Below are 16,260 nucleotides of genomic sequence, written 5' to 3'. Positions count from 1 at the left end.
CAAGCATGGCGTACCGTAGCGCCGGCAAGAGGTCTGTGGAAGTGGCAGAAGCGCCCCGAATCTTTGATCGTGATTTGCAACGCCGGCGCCGCCTGCGCGCGCGGCGGGCCGCGCCGGTCGACTTTCTGCTCAGGCATGTTGCGCGGGAGTTGGTGGAGCGGCTGCTTCTGGTGAATCGCTCCTTTTCAGTCGTGGCCGATATCGGCACGCCCGGTGATGCGTTGCGGGCCCTGATGCGGCCGCAGCTCGCGGCCGCGGATGTCATTGCGGTCGATCCGCTGGCGCTTCGATGGCGTCGCGATGAGCCGCTTCAGGTTGCCGCCGACGAAGAAGCGCTGCCTTTCGCCGATTCCTCGCTCGATCTCGCGGTCTCCGCGCTTGCTCTCCACGTCGTCAACGATCTGCCGGGAACGCTGGTGCAGATTCGGCGCGCGTTGAAGCCGGACGGCTTGTTTCTTGCGGCATTGCTCGGCGGTGAGACGCTGACGGAATTGCGCCAGGCCTTCGCCGCGGCAGAGGCCGAGATCGATGGCGGTGTCTCGCCGCGTGTCGCACCCTTTGCCGATGTGCGCGAACTCGGCGGCCTGCTGCAGCGCGCGGGATTTGCGCTTCCGGTCGTCGATTGCGATCGTGTGACGGTGCGCTACGCGACGCCCTTCGATCTGATGCGGGATTTGCGCGGCATGGGCGCGACCAATACTCTGGTGGAGCGCCGGAGGACGCCGCTGAAGCGCGTCATCGTGCAACGCGTGGCGGAAATCTATGCGGAGCGCTTCGGCGACCCGGACGGACGTCTGCGCGCCAGCTTTGACATCGTCTGGCTGTCGGGATGGGCGCCGCACGAAAGCCAGCAGCGGCCGCTACGCCCTGGGGCGGCGAAAGCGCGTCTCGCCGACGCGCTGAAAACAATCGAGTTGCCGGCGGGCGAGAAGACGAAAAAATTCGACTAGCTTCCCATCGCCGTGCTCACCGAGTCGTACATTCCCTTGACGGACACGCCGAGCGCATTGACCGCGGCGACGATTGCAACCGCAATACCGGCTGCGATCATCGCATACTCGATCGCGGTTGCCGCGCGCTCGTCGCCGATAAAGCGTTGGACCATTTTGTCATCCGGCTTGCGCATTTCCTGGGTTCCCGTCTGCTTCTTTCGGTCACAACAACGCCATCAGGTGTGGGATCAACGGTTCATCCGCTGGCGGCATCGGGTATTCCCTGAGCTTGTTGGGCCGGACCCAGGCGAGCTGCACGTGGTGCCTGGCGCTGACCTGCCCCTCCCATCGCCGGCACACATAAAGCGGCATCAGGAGATGAAAGCCGGGATAGGCGTGGCTCGCGAAGGTCAGCGGTGCAAGACAGGCTTCCCTGACGACGATTCCCAGTTCCTCCTGCAGTTCCCGTATCAGTGTCTGTTCGGGCGTCTCGCCGTCCTCGATCTTGCCGCCGGGAAACTCCCATAAGCCTGCCATCGCCTTGCCGGCCGGCCGCTCCGCGATCAGGATGCGGCCGTCGGCATCAATCAGGGCGCAGGCCGCGACAATGATGAGTCTGGCGTTCAATACCGTTGATCCACTCTAGGTAGTGCCGCGTTAACGGCTGCTTAAGAGCAGCATGCAGACTACGACCGGTAGTCGCCGTTGATCGCGACATACTCCTTGGTCAAATCGCAGGTCAGGACGCGGTCGCGGCCTTTTCCGATCCCGAGCGACACGCGCAATTCAATCTCCGGCTTTTTCATTGTTTCGGAGACCATGGCTTCGTCATAGGACGGATCGCGCGCACCCCTGGCGGCGACGCGGATACCATTGAACCAGATCGACAGCTTGTCACGATCGGCCGGTTCGCCGGCCTTGCCGACCGCCATTACCACCCGGCCCCAATTGGCGTCCTCGCCCGCAATCGCCGTCTTCACCAGAGGCGAATTGGCAATCGACATGGCGATGCGCCGCGCGGATTTGTCCGAAGCCGCGCCTTCGATCCTGATCTCGACGAGCTTGCGGGCGCCTTCACCGTCGCGCGCGACCTGTTCGGCGAGATTGCCGAGCACGGCATGCAACGCCCTGGCAAAGCCCTTGAGGCGGGGGTCGTTGGCACGTGCGATTCGCGGTGCCCCGCGCGCCGACGCCGCGCCGGTCGCAAAGGCCAGCAACGTATCGGAGGTCGAGGTGTCGCCGTCGATGGTGACGGCGTTGAAGGTGTCGGTGACGGCTTCGCTCAGGAGCTTCTGCAGGACCGGCGCCGCAATCGGCGCGTCGGTGAAGACGAATGACAGCATCGTCGCCATGTCGGGCGCGATCATTCCGGCGCCCTTGGCGATTCCGTTGACCGTCACCGTCGTCTTGCCGATGCGGGCCTGCGCGGTCGCGACTTTCGGGAAGGTGTCGGTGGTCATGATCGCCTTCGCCGCATCGAGAAAGCGGCCCGGCGCCGCACTCTCGACGAGCGTCTGCATCACGCCGTCGAACTTGGTGGCGTCCAGCGGTTCGCCAATAACGCCGGTCGAGGCGAGAAACACGTCGTCGACGTCGCAGTCGTTGGCCCGGGCGGCAAGCCTTGCGGTAAGCTGTGTTGCCGCACGTCCCGACTTGCCGGTGAAGGCATTGGCGTTGCCCGAATTCACCACCAGCGCGCGGGCCGTGCCGCCCTTCAGCCGCGCGCGGCACCATTCCACCGGCGCCGACGGGCATTTCGAGCGCGTGAGCACGCCGGCGACCGTCGTGCCCTTGTCGAAGGCGGCGAACAGCACATCGGTGCGGTTCCTGTAGCGGATGCCGGCTTGCGCGGTTGCGATGCGCATGCCGTCGATCGCGGGCATCTCGGGTGTGGTGGCGGGAGCCAGCGGGGAAACAGCGGTCGACATGTGCAGGGCCTCGTCGCCCGGCGGCATGCGGGCAGCCCCGTCATAGCGGCATGGTTGCAAAAATAAAGCGGGACGCTCGCACGTCCCGCCCGCAACCGCTCTGGAGCCGCGGCTTATTTCTTGGCCGGGGCCTTGGTATCGGGCTTGGCGTCCGGCTTGGCGGCCGGTGCCGGATCGGCAGACTTTTCGCCGAGCTTCTCGATCTTGGCCTCGGCGCGCAGCTTCTGGATCATCTCGGCCTGCGCCTTGCGCTGGACGAAATTCTGGATCTGCTCCTTAACCTGGTCGAAGGTCGGCGGCTGCTTGGCGCGCTTGTCATCGACGCGGATCACGTGCCAGCCGAACTGCGACTTCACCGGGTCGGAGACCTGACCCTTGTCGAGCTTGAAAGCGGCTTCGGCGAATTCCGGCACCATCTGGTCCTTGCCGAAGAAACCGAGGTCGCCGCCGCTGTCCTTTGAACCGGGGTCTTTCGATTTTTCCTTGGCGATGGCGGCGAAATCGCCGCCCTTCTTCAGGTCGGCGGCAATCGCCTTGGCCTCGTCTTCCGATTCGACCAGGATGTGGCGCGCGCTCACCTCCTGCTCGTCGCCGATGTCCTTGATGGCCTCGGCATAAACCTTCTTCATTGCCTCGTCGGTGACCGCGCTGCTTGCCTCGCTCTGCAGCAGCGCTTCCATCAGCAGCTTGGTGCGGGCGAGCTGAAGCTTCTTCTTGAAGTCGTCGGTTTCGCCGAGCTTTTTGGCCTCCGCGGCCTTGGCCACGAGGATCATGTCGGCCACATAGGTCGTCAGATATTCCTTTTTGGCCTCCGGCGACATCGGCGGGAGCTGGGCGCCGATGTCTTCCTCGGCGGTTTTCAGGTCGCTTTCCTTGATCTCGGTACCGTTCACCCTGGCCACCACCGGGTCGGTCTGGGACTGCGCGGGCGTGCCAAAGGGGCCGGCTATGACGAACATGGCGGCGGCAAGGGCCGGCAGCCACAGGAGCGACGAACGGGGTCTGGTCATTGGTCCTTCCTCAAGGAGGCTTGTGCCGGCGGCAAATCGCGCCGGACACTTACGCAAGCCCTATAGCTTGGCAATGCCCAAGCCTTCTTAATTTTCCGCAATCACCGGCCCACGGGCTCTGATTGACAAGGGTCCGACCCCCTCCTATTTCTCCAAGAATTCCGGCCGCAACCCACGAAATTTCCCCGCGATCCGGCTATATTGGGGTCCGCGACCCGGACCGTTTCCGGGGCGGATTCGCGCTCGGTTGACCGGCGGGTGTCCCGCGGCGTCAAAACTTCGTGTGTTGAACGCCTGGGCCGAACCCGCGGTTCCAATCGTCCGACCCAAGACGACCTGAAGAGAAGGAATTCGTATGCTCGGCGCAGTCGCCCGCAAGCTGTTTGGCTCCGCCAATGACCGGCGGATCAAAGGCTACCAGCCCCAGGTCCAGGCGATCAACGCGCTCGAGCCCGAACTCGCGAAGCTTTCCGACGACGAATTGCGTGCGCGCACCGCGGCGTTCAAGAAGCAATTGGCGGACGGCAAGACTCTCGACGACATCCTGGTTCCGGCCTTTGCCACCGTACGCGAGGCCGGCAAGCGGACCCTCGGCCAGCGCCATTTCGACGTCCAGCTGATCGGCGGAATGATCCTTCACGAGGGCGGCATCGCCGAAATGAAGACCGGCGAAGGCAAGACGCTGGTCGCGACCCTTGCGGTCTATCTCAATGCGCTGGCCGGCCGCGGCGTCCATGTCGTTACCGTCAACGACTACCTCGCCAAGCGCGACTCCGAATGGATGGCGCAGATCTATGGCTTTCTCGGCCTGACCACCGGCGTGATCGTGCACGGTCTCGACGACGAGGAGCGCAAGAAGGCCTACGAGTGCGACATCACCTATGGCACCAACAACGAACTCGGCTTCGATTATCTGCGCGACAACATGAAATACCGGCTCGAGGACATGGTGCAGCGCGGTCATGTGTTCGCGATCGTCGACGAGGTCGACTCGATCCTGGTCGACGAGGCACGCACGCCGCTGATCATTTCCGGGCCGCTCGACGATCGTTCCGATTTCTACAACACCATCGACAAATTCATTCCGCGGCTCGAAAAGTCGGATTACGAGATCGACGAAAAGCAGCGCACGGTGAATCTCACCGAGGCCGGCATGGAAAGGATGGAGCAGTGGCTCCGTGACGATGGGCTGCTGAAGGGCAATTCGCTGTACGACATCGAGAATGTCTCGACCGTGCACCATGTCAACCAGGGTCTGCGCGCGCACAAGCTGTTTCAGCGCGACAAGGATTACATCGTTCGCAACGGCGAGGTTGTGATCATCGACGAGTTCACCGGCCGCATGATGCCGGGCCGGCGCTATTCGGAGGGACTGCATCAGGCGCTCGAGGCGAAGGAACACCAGCCGATCCAGCCGGAGAACCAGACGCTCGCCTCGATTACCTTCCAGAACTATTTCCGCATGTACGACAAGCTTGCGGGCATGACCGGAACCGCGCTGACGGAAGCCGACGAGTTTCTCGACATCTACAATCTCAGCGTGGTCGAGGTGCCGACCAATCGTCCGATGATCCGCGACGACCAGGACGACGAGGTGTATCGCACCAACGACGAAAAATATCGGGCCATCATCGCGCTGCTCGAGGAATGCAAGCAGAAGGGCCAGCCGGTGCTGGTCGGCACCACCTCGATCGAAAAGTCCGAGACTCTTGCCGAAATGCTGCGCAAGGACGGCTGGGAGGCGCATGACTTTACCGACCCGAACGCCTTTGCGGCACTCTATACCGGTGACGAGGGCGCCAAGAAGACCAAGGTGTTCGCGATCCTGAACGCCCGCTACCACGAGCAGGAAGCCTATATCGTGTCGCAGGCCGGCGTGCCGGGCGCGATCACGATCGCGACCAACATGGCCGGCCGTGGCACGGACATTCAGCTCGGCGGCAATGCCGATATGCGCATCAAGCAGGAATTGACCGGAATCGAGGGCGAGGAGCGCGAGAAGCGTGCCCAGGATATCCGCGATCAGGTCACGCGTCTGAAGGAAAAGGCGCTGACGGCCGGCGGGCTGTTTGTGCTCGGCACCGAACGCCATGAAAGCAGACGTATCGACAATCAGCTGCGCGGCCGCTCGGGCCGGCAGGGCGATCCCGGCCGTTCGAAGTTCTTCCTGTCGCTGGACGACGACCTGATGCGCATTTTCGGGTCCGACAAGCTTGAGGGGATGCTGACCAAGCTCGGTCTCAAGGAGGGCGAGGCCATCATCCATCCCTGGATCAACAAGGCGCTGGAAAAGGCGCAGCAGAAGGTGGAAGCCCGCAACTTCGACCTGCGCAAGAACATCCTGAAATACGACGATGTCGCCAACGACCAGCGCAAGGTCATCTTCGACCAGCGCATCGACCTGATGAAGGACGACAACGTCACCGAGACCGTCGCCGATATGAGGCACGCCCTGATCGACGAATTGGTGTCGAAGCACATTCCGGAGAACGCATATCCCGAGCAGTGGGATACGGCGAACCTGCAGGACGCGGTGAAGCACATCCTCAATCTGGACCTGCCGATTCAGGACTGGGCCAAGGAGGAGGGCATCGCCGACGAGGAAGTGCGGGACCGCATCAACAAGCGTGCCGACGAGCATATGGCCGGCAAGATCGCTCAATATGGCCCTGAGGTCATGCGCTATGTCGAGAAATCGATCCTGCTGCAGACACTCGACCATCTGTGGCGCGAGCATCTGGTCATGCTCGAGCATCTTCGTCAGGTGGTGGGCCTGCGCGGATACGGGCAGCGCGATCCGCTGAACGAGTACAAGTCGGAGGCGTTCCAGCTGTTTGAAGCCCTCATCGCCAATCTTCGCGAAGGCGTGACCGCTCAACTCATGCGGGTTGAGGTGATGCAGGCTCCGCCGGAGGACATGCAGCAGCAGCTCCCGTATATGGAGGCCCACAAGATCGATCCGTTCACCGGCGAAGACGAGATGGCGTTCGCGGATGCGACTCTGTCTCCGGCGATGGCCGGTGGAAACGGTGCGCAGCGGGCGATCGAGCGCGATCCCAAGAATCCGGCGACCTGGGGCAAGGTCGGACGCAACGAGACCTGCCCATGCGGATCGGGCAAGAAATACAAGCATTGCCACGGCCGCTTCGGCTGAACGGCGGTCGCCGTTCGAGCAAAAGTCTGATAATTGTCAAGGCCGGGCTTGAGCCCGGCCGTTTTGCTTGGGGCGTCCCTGCCGACGCAGCCGAAACCAACATCTCGGCCGCGCGTTGGCGTTCATAGATTGATCCAGCGAGTGCAAAGATGCAGGTCCCCCTCGAAATTGCCTTTCACAACGTCGATCATTCCGACTGGGCTGAAGACGAGATTCGAGGGCACGTTGCCCGCCTTGAAGAAATCTACAAGCGATTGACATCCTGCCGCGTCCGTGTCGATCAGCGCGCGAACAATGCCAATCAGACCATTCCCCCGGTTGTGCGCATCGAAATCGGTCTGCCGGGACACAAGGATATCGTTGTCGCGCACGAGCCGGAGCATCTGCAGCGCAAATTCCAGCGGCCCGATCTTCATCACGCAATCAACGAGGCGTTCCGGCTTGCCGAGCGGCAGCTGAGCACGTTCAAGGAGCGGGTGTCCGACCGCAAGACAGCGCTGACGCACGAGGCTGCCCAGGAGTTTCTCGGTCAGGTCGCGGAGATGCACGCGGACAAGGACCACGGCTTCCTGATGACCAAGGAAGGCGGGCTCCTTTACTTCCATCGCAACGCGGTCCTGATCGGGGAGTTTGACCGGCTCAAGCGCGGTGACGCGCTGAGCTATGTCGAGGAAGTCGGAGATACCGGGCCGATCGCCACGAAGATTCGTGTGAAGGTGGAGTCGAACGGGAGCGCAGGTTCCTGACCGGATCCAGCGTGATGTCGCTTCAATTGAGCGTGCCTTTATCCGCGCCGGAAAGCAGCGGCGCGGCTGGCGCAGCCAACGTCAGCGAAACGCGCTCCAGCGGCTGTCGAAGTTCGAGCTGGAAGGCGCAGGCTGCGCGCCGCTGACAAATGCGCGGCTGGGCAGCGGCGCGGGCGCTGATGCCGCGGGCGCTGGTGCCGGTGGCACTTCCGCAGTCTTGACATTCGACGTGTTGTTTGTGGCCCGTGCCGGGGCGGCAGGCTTTACGTCAGCTTGGGGGCCGGACGGTTGCGGCTGTTCGCTCGATCCGCGAAGACCGACCATGCGCGACACCCGAGACCTGACGCTTTCACGCTTGGGTGCGGGCCGCGGCGCTTCGACTGCTGCCACTTGTGTTTGCACCGGCTCCGGATTGGTGGTTCCGAACCGGAAGAAATTTCCGACCTTCTCTGCAAAGCTGGGCTCGCTCGCTGGCCGGGCGTCAGGTTTTGCCAGCGGCGCGGTGCGGGGCAGCGGCACGTTGGCCATGCGCACGGGCTCGGGCGCGCGGGCCGAACTGGTGATGTCGTTGTCGGATGCTTGCGGCGAACTATAGGCGACGATACTGCCCTGGCTGTTGCGGTCGACAACCAGTTTCACGTTGCCGCGCTCGTCTACCATCTCCCGCGGTTGCAGCTTGGCAACGAAAGTCGGGTGCATGCCGCCATCGCGGCCGGTTCTTACCGGGGCGACCGGCACCCCGCGCGACGCCAGCTGGGCGACCTGCAATTCATCGCTGCGCTGTTTGCTGTAGACCGCGGAGGCGATCTCGTCAGGCACCTCGTAGACCGGACATTGGCCTCGCGGGCTGAAATTCAGCGGTGTCGCGCCTCCGCCGGCCGACTGGGCGTTGAACACATAGCGCTTCTCGCAGACATCGACCTTGGGCTCGAGACGCGTCACCTCAAAATGGTCGTTGCCCTGCTTGAGCATGCGCCAGAATGGCATATTCGGATTGTTGCGATGCTTGGCCATGTTCGCGGCGGTCATCCGGAACGGATAGGCCTGCACCTGGAACGACTTCTGCCCGCCGAAGAAGGATTCCCGGCCGAGCGCGAAGATTTCCTGGATCTGCTCGTCGCTCATGGCATAGCAGCCCCGGGACGAGCAGTCGCCGTGAACCATGAGATGCGCGCCGGTGCGATCATGGGCGCGGTCAAAGGCGTTCGGATAACCGAGATTGAACGCCAGATAGAACTGCGAGTTCGGATTCATCTGGCCGGGCGTGATGTCATAGAAGCCTTCGGGCGCCTGGCGGTCGCCTTCCTTGATCTTGGGTCCGAGATCGCCGGACCACTTGCAGATCGGATAGGTCTTGAGCAGCGCATAGCGGCCGGTTCGATCCTTCTTCCAGACCTCAAGTTCGGATTCGGTCTTAAATACCCGAACGAGGATCGGAGAGGTGACGTCCATGTTCTTGTCGCCGATTTCCGCCAGCAGTCGCGGCGGAATCGGCGCATTGGCCTTCGAGGAATAGGGGAACGTAGCGTCGGACTTGCAGCCGGACAGCACCACGGCACCGGCCAACGCCGCCGAGATCAGAAACGTCCGCAACAGGTCAGGGCGTGACGTCAAACCTTTTGCCCCCAAAATACTGCCCCGAAATAGTGCCCCAAGATCGGCCTTCCCAAGCCTTCGGACGCCAAGCCTTCAGACCCCAAGTCTCGGAGAGATTGCTATCCCCCCGGATAGAGCCGTGCAAGGGCCTCAGCTCCGTTACCGAATGATCATACCACCATGAACGTCCGGTAAAATCGTATAAATACAAGGCTTTCAAGGCGGCGGCATTATGGCCGGAACAGGGCAGGCGAGGAACCCGGTAAGGTTAACACCTAAAATCACAGCGAAATCCAGGGACTTTGGTATCCGCTTCCGGCAGCGGCCCGCATCTTACAGCTTGCCGCGTCCGATGCTCAGGAACTTGTCCCGGCGCGACTGGCGCACAGCGCTGCGATCGAGCGCTTTCAGGTCGGCAAAGGCGGCCGCAATCGCTTCGGCGGCATGGGCAATGGCTGCCTGGGGGTCGCGATGCGCGCCCCCGGCGGGCTCCTCGAGGATCTGGTCAACGATCCCGAACCGGATCAGGTCCTGCGCCGTGATCTTCATGTTGGTCGCGGCCTCCTGCGCCTTAGTGGTGTCATGCCACAGGATCGAGGCCGCCCCCTCGGGCGAGATCACGCTGTAAATCGCGTGTTCCAGCATCAACACGCGGTTGGCGGTCGCGATCGCGATGGCGCCGCCCGAGCCGCCCTCGCCGAGAATCACCGCGACATTGGGTACGCCCAGATTGAGACAGGCTTCGGTGGACCGGGCGATCGCTTCCGCCTGCCCGCGCTCCTCCGCTCCGATGCCAGGATAGGCGCCCGCAGTATCGACCAGCGCCAGTACCGGGATGTCGAAGCGGTCCGCCATGTCCATCAGCCGCACCGCCTTGCGGTAGCCCTCGGGGCGGGCCATTCCGAAATTGTGCCTGAGCCGCGCCTCCGTGCTCGAGCCTTTTTCGTGGCCGATCACGCAGATGCTCTCGCCACGGAACCTGCCAAAGCCGCCGACGATCGCATCGTCATCGCCGAATTTCCGGTCACCCGACAGGGGCACGAAATCATCGATCAAGGCGCCGATGAAGTCGAGACAATGGGGACGCTGCGGATGCCGCGCCACCTGAGTCTTCTGCCAGGGGGTGAGGTCCTCGTAGATTTCCTTGAGGGTCGCGGCGGCCTTCGACTCGAGCCGAGCGATTTCCTCGTCGACCTGTACTTCGCCGCCGCCATCGGCTTGCACGACTCGCAATTCCTCGATTTTGGCTTCGAGTTCTGCGACCGGTTTTTCGAAGTCGAGGTAGGAGCGCATCGGGTTTTGCCGGCATCGCGGGCCAAGGTGCCGCGGCCGGGCGCACATGGCGGTTTGCCGCGCTCAAGTCAAGCAATGCGGGCTTCAGCAGCGTTAACGCCGGGGGCCGGAGGCGGCCGGGTCGTCGTTCAGCGGATGCAGGTCGCGGACCAGACTCTTCAACCGCTCTTCCAGAATATGCGTATAGATCTGTGTGGTGGAAATGTCGGAATGCCCGAGCAAGGTCTGGACTACGCGTAGATCCGCGCCGTTCTGCAGCAGGTGGCTCGCAAAAGCGTGCCGCAGCACGTGCGGGCTGATGGCGTTGGTGCGCAAACCGCAAAGCGCTGCCAGCGCCTTGAGATCGCGCGCAAAATGTTGCCGTGTCAGGTGGCCTTCCTTTCCGGATGACGGGAACAGCCAGACCGAGTTCCGGTTCTTGGTATCCTTCAATAGATCCCGGTATTGCGTCATGGCGCGCCGCGCCGCGTCGTTAAGCGGTACCATGCGCTCCTTGCCGCCCTTGCCGCGCACGATCAGCATGCGCTGGTCACGGCGGGCGGCCGACGCCGGAAGTTCGACCAGTTCCGAAACCCGCAGGCCGGTCGCATACAGCAATTCGAGCAGACAATAGAGACGCGCTGCGCGTTGCCGGTCGGGGGCCGAACGCTCTGTCTGCTCCGCGTTGGCGCGGGCCGTCGTGATCAGCCGGTCGACTTCGGCGACGGTGAGCGTCTTGGGAAGCGAGCGGCCGCGCTTCGGGCCTTCCAGGATGGCGGCGGGGTCGTCGGATCGATAGCGCTCGGCATAGAGGAAGCGATAAAGCTGACGTACCGCCGACAATTTGCGCGCAACCGATGATGGCGCGAGACCGCGGCGGGAGAGGGCGGCGAGATAGCTTCGAATGCCGTCACTCGTGATGTCGGCAAGTCGGGCTCCCGCCGCGGCGGCGTGGCCGGCGAAGTCTTCGAGGTCGGAACGATAGGCCGCAAGCGTGTTCGGACGGGCACCGCGTTCGGCCGCGAGCATGTCCAGGAACAGCGCGATGCTGTTTTCGCTCGATATTGCTGCCGGGCGTGCCATGCGCGCCGGCTGCTAGCGCTGCTTGCTGAACCGGTCCTGCGGGATCGTCACGCTGATCTCGCGGGATTGCGGCTTTACCAGCAAGGTGAGCGCGACCATGCCGCCATAGATCACCCCGGCGATGACAGCGACGACAGCGAGGAAGCGGAACAGGCTCGGCATGGCAGCTCGATGGGATAGAGGCTTTCGATCAGCCGAAATCGAAGGAAGGCGTCAGTACCAACATGTTCGCGCCGGTCTGACAAGGATGGGCCCGCAACCCGACAGGATCAAGGCAGGCGCGGGCTTGCAATGCGCCGCACGTGCTATAGTCGGCATGTGTCCAAGGCAAACCCGCAGAATCCTGATGCCGCAAACCGTCGTCCATAGCGCTACCCGTACCAAGGAGGCTGCGATCGTGCATGCGCTCGGACGGCGGGCGCTGGTGCTGGTCGGCATGATGGGGGCAGGCAAGTCGTCGGTCGGGCGCAAGCTTGCTTCCCGGCTGGCCATGCCCTTTGTCGACGCCGATACTGAGATCGAGGCGGCTGCCGGAATGACGATTCCCGAGATTTTCGAGGTGCGCGGCGAACCCGAGTTCCGTTCTGGCGAGGCGCGGGTGATCGCGCGCTTGCTGGACGCCGGGCCGCAGGTGCTGGCGACCGGAGGCGGCGCCTATATGAACGATGATACGCGCGCAATCATCGCACAAAAAGGGGTTTCCATCTGGCTGAAAGCCGACTTCGATGTCCTAATGCGACGGATCAGGCGTCGCAACGACCGGCCGCTCTTGCGCACTGCCGATCCCGAGGCGACTTTGAAGCACTTGATTGAACGGCGCTACCCCGTCTACGCGCTTGCCGATATCACGATCGGATCGCGCGACGTCTCGCATGATGTCATCGTGGATGAGTTGATCGAGGCTTTGGCCGGACATTTCGCGCTCTCGCCGAGGGACGAACCATGACCGCTCCTCTCCGCTCCGGCGATCCGATTACGGTCGACGTTGCGCTCGCCGGTCGCGCCTATGACATCGTGATCGGTCGCGGGTTGCTGTCCGGCCTTGGACAACGGGTCGCGGCCCTGCGCCCCGGCGCCCGCGTCGCCATTGTGACCGACGAGGTGGTCGCGAAACAGCATCTCCCGGCAGCGAGGGAGTCTTTTGCTCACGCTGGCATCGCGACCGGCCTGGTGGTCGTGCCCGCCGGTGAAGCATCGAAGAGCTATCCGGTATTCGAGCGGGTTTGCGAGGACTTGATCGGGGCACGCATCGAGCGCGGCGATCTCGTGGTGGCGCTCGGCGGCGGGGTGATCGGTGATCTCGCCGGCTTCGCCGCTTCCGCGGTGCGTCGTGGCGTGGACTACGTCCAGGTTCCGACCACCTTGCTCGCGCAGGTCGATTCATCGGTCGGAGGCAAGACCGGAATCAATTCGCGCCACGGCAAGAACCTCGTCGGCGCCTTCCATCAACCGATCCTTGTGGTCGCGGATACCGCGCTTCTGGATACGTTGCCGCCCCGAATCCTGCGCGCCGGTTATGCGGAGGTGGCCAAATACGGCCTGATCGGGGACAGCGAATTCTTCGCCTGGCTCGAGGAAAACTGCAGCGATATCTTCGCCGGCGCGCCGGCGCGCGAGCACGCGATCGCGGTGAGCTGCCGGATGAAGGCGCAGGTCGTCGCGCGCGACGAACGCGAGACCGGCGACCGTGCTCTCCTGAATCTCGGCCACACCTTCGGCCACGCGTTGGAAGCTGCGGCCGGATTTTCCGATCGGCTCTACCATGGCGAAGCGGTCGCAATCGGAATGGTACTGGCCTTTGGCTTCTCGGCAAGCCTGGGGCTATGCACGCAGGCGGATGCAGAGCGGGTGGCGCAACATCTTGCGGCCGCCGGATTGCCGACGCGCATCGCCGACATTCAAGGCGAGCCGCCGACCGCCGATCGGTTGCTCGACCTGATCGCGCAGGACAAGAAAGTCAAGCGTGGCCGGCTGACTTTCATCCTCGCACGCGGCATCGGACAGAGCTTCATCGCGCCCGATATCGACGCCGCTGATGTCCGCCAGTTTCTCACCGGTCAAATCGACTGATCGATGGATATCCCCGACTGGCTGGCATTGCTGGCGATCCTGGTCTGCCTCGCGCTCTCCTTCTTTTTCTCGGGTAGCGAGACCGCGCTCACCGCCTTCTCACGCGCGCGCATGCTGCGCATGGAGAAGGCCGGCAACCGCAACGCGGGCATCGTCAACCGCCTTACCGAAGCGCGCGAGCGGCTGATCGGCGGTATTCTGCTTGGAAACAACGCGGTCAACGTCGCCGCGTCCTCGCTCATGACCGGCGTCATGCTCGCCTGGTTCGGCGAGGTCGGTGTCGTCTACGCGACCCTTGTGATGACTGCCGTCATCGTGATCTTTACCGAAGTCCTGCCCAAGACCATCGCAATCAATGCGCCGGAACGCGGCGCATTGCTGGCAGCCCGGCCGATCCAATGGGTGGTCAGGGTGTTCGGCCCCATCCTGATCTGGATCGAGAGGCTGGTGCGGTTGATGCTTTCCGCATTCGGCTTGCGGGTCGGTGAAAGCCAGCCGATTCTTTCCGCGCGCGAAGAACTGCGTGGTGCGGTCGACCTGATGCACCGCGATGGCAGCGTCGAGAAGCACGACCGTGACATGATGGGGGGCGTTCTGGACCTGCGCGAGTTGCAGGTGTCGGATGTCATGATCCACCGCACAGAGATGATTACGGTCTGCGCGGATGAAAGCTCGGAGGAGGTGCTGAAAGCGGTGCTTGCCGCACCGGTCACCCGGATCCCGCTCTGGAGTCGGACGCCCGACAATTTCGTCGGCATCCTGCATGTGCGGGACCTGCTGGTCGCGATTCAGGAGGCGGGCGGCGAGTTGTCGAAGATCGACGTGGTTTCGCTTGCGCGGCCGCCCTGGTTCGTACCCAACGTGCGGCCCCTGACCGAGCAGCTCAAGGCGTTTCGCCGCCGCAAGACGCCGCTTGCGCTGGTCGTCGACGAATATGGCGAGGTCATGGGCCTCGTGACGCTCGAAGACATAATCGAGGAAATTGTCGGCGACATTACCGACGAGCACGATGTCAATCTGCCCGGCGTATGGCCGCAACCGGACGGCTCTGTTCACGTCGAAGGCAGTGTTCCGATTCGCGATCTCAACCGCGCCATGGAATGGAGCCTTCCGGACGAGCAGGCGACGACGATCGCCGGGCTCGTCATCCACGAAGCGCGCTCGATTCCCGATGTCGGCCAGACCTTCACTTTTTACGGGTTCCGGTTCGGCGTTCTGCTGAAGGACCGGAACCGGCTCACCTCGCTTCGCATCACACCGCTTTCCCGCAAGCCGGGTGGTGATTTTGCGCATGCGGAGCCCTTGCGCCCGGTGTGAGCGCTTTTGCCGATCCGTTTTTGTTTCGTCTATTGCTCTTCCTATTGTCCGCTCTCTCCCGGTGAACTCGCGTGGACCGCCAAGGCATGGACATTGCCGGCAAGCTCGGTCGCCAGCGCAGCGTTGATCGCTCGGTGCCGTTCAACTCGGGTCTTGCCCCGAAAGGCTTCCGACACGATATAGACGCGGTAGTGAGTCTGCCCCCCAGGACGATGCCCGGCGTGGCCAGCGTGAAGATGTGACTCGTCTTCGACCCGCAGGCTTTCGGGCGCGAAAGCTTCCGTCAATTTCTTTGTGATGATGTCTTTTGTTTGCATCGTCGTATGCCTGTTTCTTGGCTCATCCGCTTGAGCCGGATCAATCTCGGAAATGTCAAGTCTTGAACCTCAGCGCGCAATGTTCGCATACTGATCACCCATGAAACTCGACTCGCCATTGTTTGACAAAATCCGGGTGAAGCCCGGCGAAGATCGGCGTGCGCGCGCGACCGAGCATGCCTGCGAATGGCAAGGGTGCAGGAATGAAGCAACGCATCGCGCCCCCAAGGGCCGCGGTCGCGAGAAGGATTACTGGCGCTATTGTCTCGATCATGTGCGTGAATACAACCAGAACTACAATTTCTTCCAGGGCATGACCGACGACGACGTCCGCAAGTATCAGAAGGATGCCCTGACCGGACATCGGCCGACCTGGAAAATGGGCACCGGCAAGCAAGCCGATCCGGGCCGCTTTTACGCCGAGAATGGAATCGATCCGTTTGCAATGTACCGCGAACTCGGCGGCGAGGGCCGTGGCCAGTCCGGCCCCCGGGTCAAGGCTGAAAGCCGAACCATCCGGAATGCCGAGCGCAAGGCCTTCAACACGCTCGGGCTCGATATCGGGGTGTCGCGGACCGAGATCAAGGCCAAGTTTCATGACCTCGTAAAGCGGCACCATCCGGACAGCAACGGCGGCGACCGCTCGACCGAGGATCGGCTGATCGAAATCATTCAGGCCTATAATTATCTCAAATCGGTGGGTTTCTGCTGATTTCGGCGGCGGCCCTGGCGTCGACCCTGCCCCACGACAATCCGGCCCAGCCTTTCCCGACGAGAGCAGAATACCCATGTTTCCCGTGCATCATGAGGCAGACGCGCGTCCGGACGGGTTTCG

Annotated in this window: 16 protein-coding genes; 7 read left to right on the top strand and 9 right to left on the bottom strand. The window is 62.9% G+C overall.

The window, feature by feature from the left end; all coding sequences use genetic code 11:
* The first annotated feature begins 5 nt into the window (after positions 1 to 5).
* Positions 6 to 950 (top strand): methyltransferase domain-containing protein, encoded by a 945-nt coding sequence (locus AB7F49_RS16860; protein WP_428524341.1) that lies wholly within the window; start codon positions 6 to 8, stop codon positions 948 to 950.
* Here AB7F49_RS16860 and AB7F49_RS16855 read toward each other — a convergent pair.
* The 4 genes from AB7F49_RS16855 to AB7F49_RS16840 form a co-directional block, all read right to left on the bottom strand.
* The gene (locus AB7F49_RS16855) at positions 947 to 1,105 is read right to left on the bottom strand and encodes a Flp family type IVb pilin (RefSeq protein ID WP_428524339.1); all 159 of its coding nucleotides are present in this window, start codon (positions 1,103 to 1,105) and stop codon (positions 947 to 949) included. The genes AB7F49_RS16860 and AB7F49_RS16855 overlap by 4 nt on opposite strands.
* A gap of 49 nt (positions 1,106 to 1,154) precedes the next feature.
* A complete protein-coding gene (mutT, locus tag AB7F49_RS16850; protein WP_428524337.1) occupies positions 1,155 to 1,559 on the bottom strand; it encodes an 8-oxo-dGTP diphosphatase MutT in 405 nt (134 codons plus the stop codon).
* Positions 1,560 to 1,618: 59 nt separating this feature from the next.
* On the bottom strand, positions 1,619 to 2,860 hold the full coding sequence (argJ, locus tag AB7F49_RS16845; RefSeq protein ID WP_428524335.1) for a bifunctional glutamate N-acetyltransferase/amino-acid acetyltransferase ArgJ: 1,242 nt from the start codon (positions 2,858 to 2,860) through the stop codon (positions 1,619 to 1,621).
* Between the two features lie 113 nt (positions 2,861 to 2,973).
* Positions 2,974 to 3,870 carry a peptidylprolyl isomerase gene (locus AB7F49_RS16840; RefSeq protein ID WP_428524333.1) on the bottom strand — a complete coding sequence of 299 codons (897 nt, stop codon included), beginning with the start codon at positions 3,868 to 3,870 and terminating at the stop codon, positions 2,974 to 2,976.
* A 355-nt stretch (positions 3,871 to 4,225) separates the two neighbouring features.
* On the opposite strand from AB7F49_RS16840, the gene secA reads away from it, so the two are divergent.
* A complete protein-coding gene (gene secA, locus AB7F49_RS16835; protein WP_428524331.1) occupies positions 4,226 to 7,024 on the top strand; it encodes a preprotein translocase subunit SecA in 2,799 nt (932 codons plus the stop codon).
* Positions 7,025 to 7,173: 149 nt separating this feature from the next.
* Positions 7,174 to 7,770 carry an HPF/RaiA family ribosome-associated protein gene (locus AB7F49_RS16830; RefSeq protein WP_428524329.1) on the top strand — a complete coding sequence of 199 codons (597 nt, stop codon included), beginning with the start codon at positions 7,174 to 7,176 and terminating at the stop codon, positions 7,768 to 7,770.
* A gap of 81 nt (positions 7,771 to 7,851) precedes the next feature.
* Here the strand turns inward: AB7F49_RS16830 and AB7F49_RS16825 are convergent, their stop codons facing one another.
* From AB7F49_RS16825 to AB7F49_RS16810, 4 genes are all read right to left on the bottom strand, one after another.
* Positions 7,852 to 9,384, bottom strand: a complete 1,533-nt coding sequence (locus AB7F49_RS16825; RefSeq protein ID WP_428524327.1) for a L,D-transpeptidase family protein — start codon at positions 9,382 to 9,384, stop codon at positions 7,852 to 7,854.
* 315 nt (positions 9,385 to 9,699) lie between these two features.
* Entirely contained in the window at positions 9,700 to 10,659 is a 960-nt protein-coding gene (locus AB7F49_RS16820) for an acetyl-CoA carboxylase carboxyltransferase subunit alpha (RefSeq protein ID WP_428524325.1), read from the bottom strand.
* Positions 10,660 to 10,752: 93 nt separating this feature from the next.
* Entirely contained in the window at positions 10,753 to 11,721 is a 969-nt protein-coding gene (gene xerD / locus AB7F49_RS16815) for a site-specific tyrosine recombinase XerD (RefSeq protein WP_428524324.1), read from the bottom strand.
* Positions 11,722 to 11,733: 12 nt separating this feature from the next.
* Positions 11,734 to 11,883, bottom strand: a complete 150-nt coding sequence (locus AB7F49_RS16810; RefSeq protein ID WP_428524322.1) for a histidine kinase — start codon at positions 11,881 to 11,883, stop codon at positions 11,734 to 11,736.
* A 184-nt stretch (positions 11,884 to 12,067) separates the two neighbouring features.
* Here AB7F49_RS16810 and AB7F49_RS16805 point away from each other — a divergent pair, with 184 nt between their 5' ends.
* Genes AB7F49_RS16805 through AB7F49_RS16795 form a run of 3 tightly spaced genes read left to right on the top strand, consistent with a single transcriptional unit; the run spans position 12,068 to position 15,108 of the window.
* Positions 12,068 to 12,667 carry a shikimate kinase gene (locus AB7F49_RS16805; protein WP_428524320.1) on the top strand — a complete coding sequence of 200 codons (600 nt, stop codon included), beginning with the start codon at positions 12,068 to 12,070 and terminating at the stop codon, positions 12,665 to 12,667.
* Entirely contained in the window at positions 12,664 to 13,791 is a 1,128-nt protein-coding gene (gene aroB, locus AB7F49_RS16800; RefSeq protein ID WP_428524318.1) for a 3-dehydroquinate synthase, read from the top strand. The genes AB7F49_RS16805 and aroB overlap by 4 nt, the downstream gene beginning before the upstream one ends.
* Before the next feature lie 3 nt (positions 13,792 to 13,794).
* Positions 13,795 to 15,108 carry an HlyC/CorC family transporter gene (locus AB7F49_RS16795; protein ID WP_428524316.1) on the top strand — a complete coding sequence of 438 codons (1,314 nt, stop codon included), beginning with the start codon at positions 13,795 to 13,797 and terminating at the stop codon, positions 15,106 to 15,108.
* Positions 15,109 to 15,149: 41 nt separating this feature from the next.
* On the opposite strand, the gene AB7F49_RS16790 is transcribed toward AB7F49_RS16795, so the two are convergent.
* On the bottom strand, positions 15,150 to 15,425 hold the full coding sequence (locus tag AB7F49_RS16790; RefSeq protein WP_428524314.1) for a BolA family protein: 276 nt from the start codon (positions 15,423 to 15,425) through the stop codon (positions 15,150 to 15,152).
* A 100-nt stretch (positions 15,426 to 15,525) separates the two neighbouring features.
* Between AB7F49_RS16790 and AB7F49_RS16785 the strand changes: the two genes are divergently transcribed.
* Positions 15,526 to 16,137: a J domain-containing protein gene (locus tag AB7F49_RS16785; RefSeq protein ID WP_428524313.1), complete on the top strand. Its 612-nt coding sequence runs from the start codon at positions 15,526 to 15,528 to the stop codon at positions 16,135 to 16,137.
* Positions 16,138 to 16,260: the final 123 nt, after the last annotated feature.

Source organism: Pseudorhodoplanes sp. (assembly GCF_050250235.1).
In the GTDB taxonomy this organism is placed as follows: domain Bacteria; phylum Pseudomonadota; class Alphaproteobacteria; order Rhizobiales; family Xanthobacteraceae; genus Pseudorhodoplanes.
The sequence above is the reverse complement of the archived record's forward strand: the minus strand, read 5'-3'. Positions and strand labels throughout refer to the sequence as shown.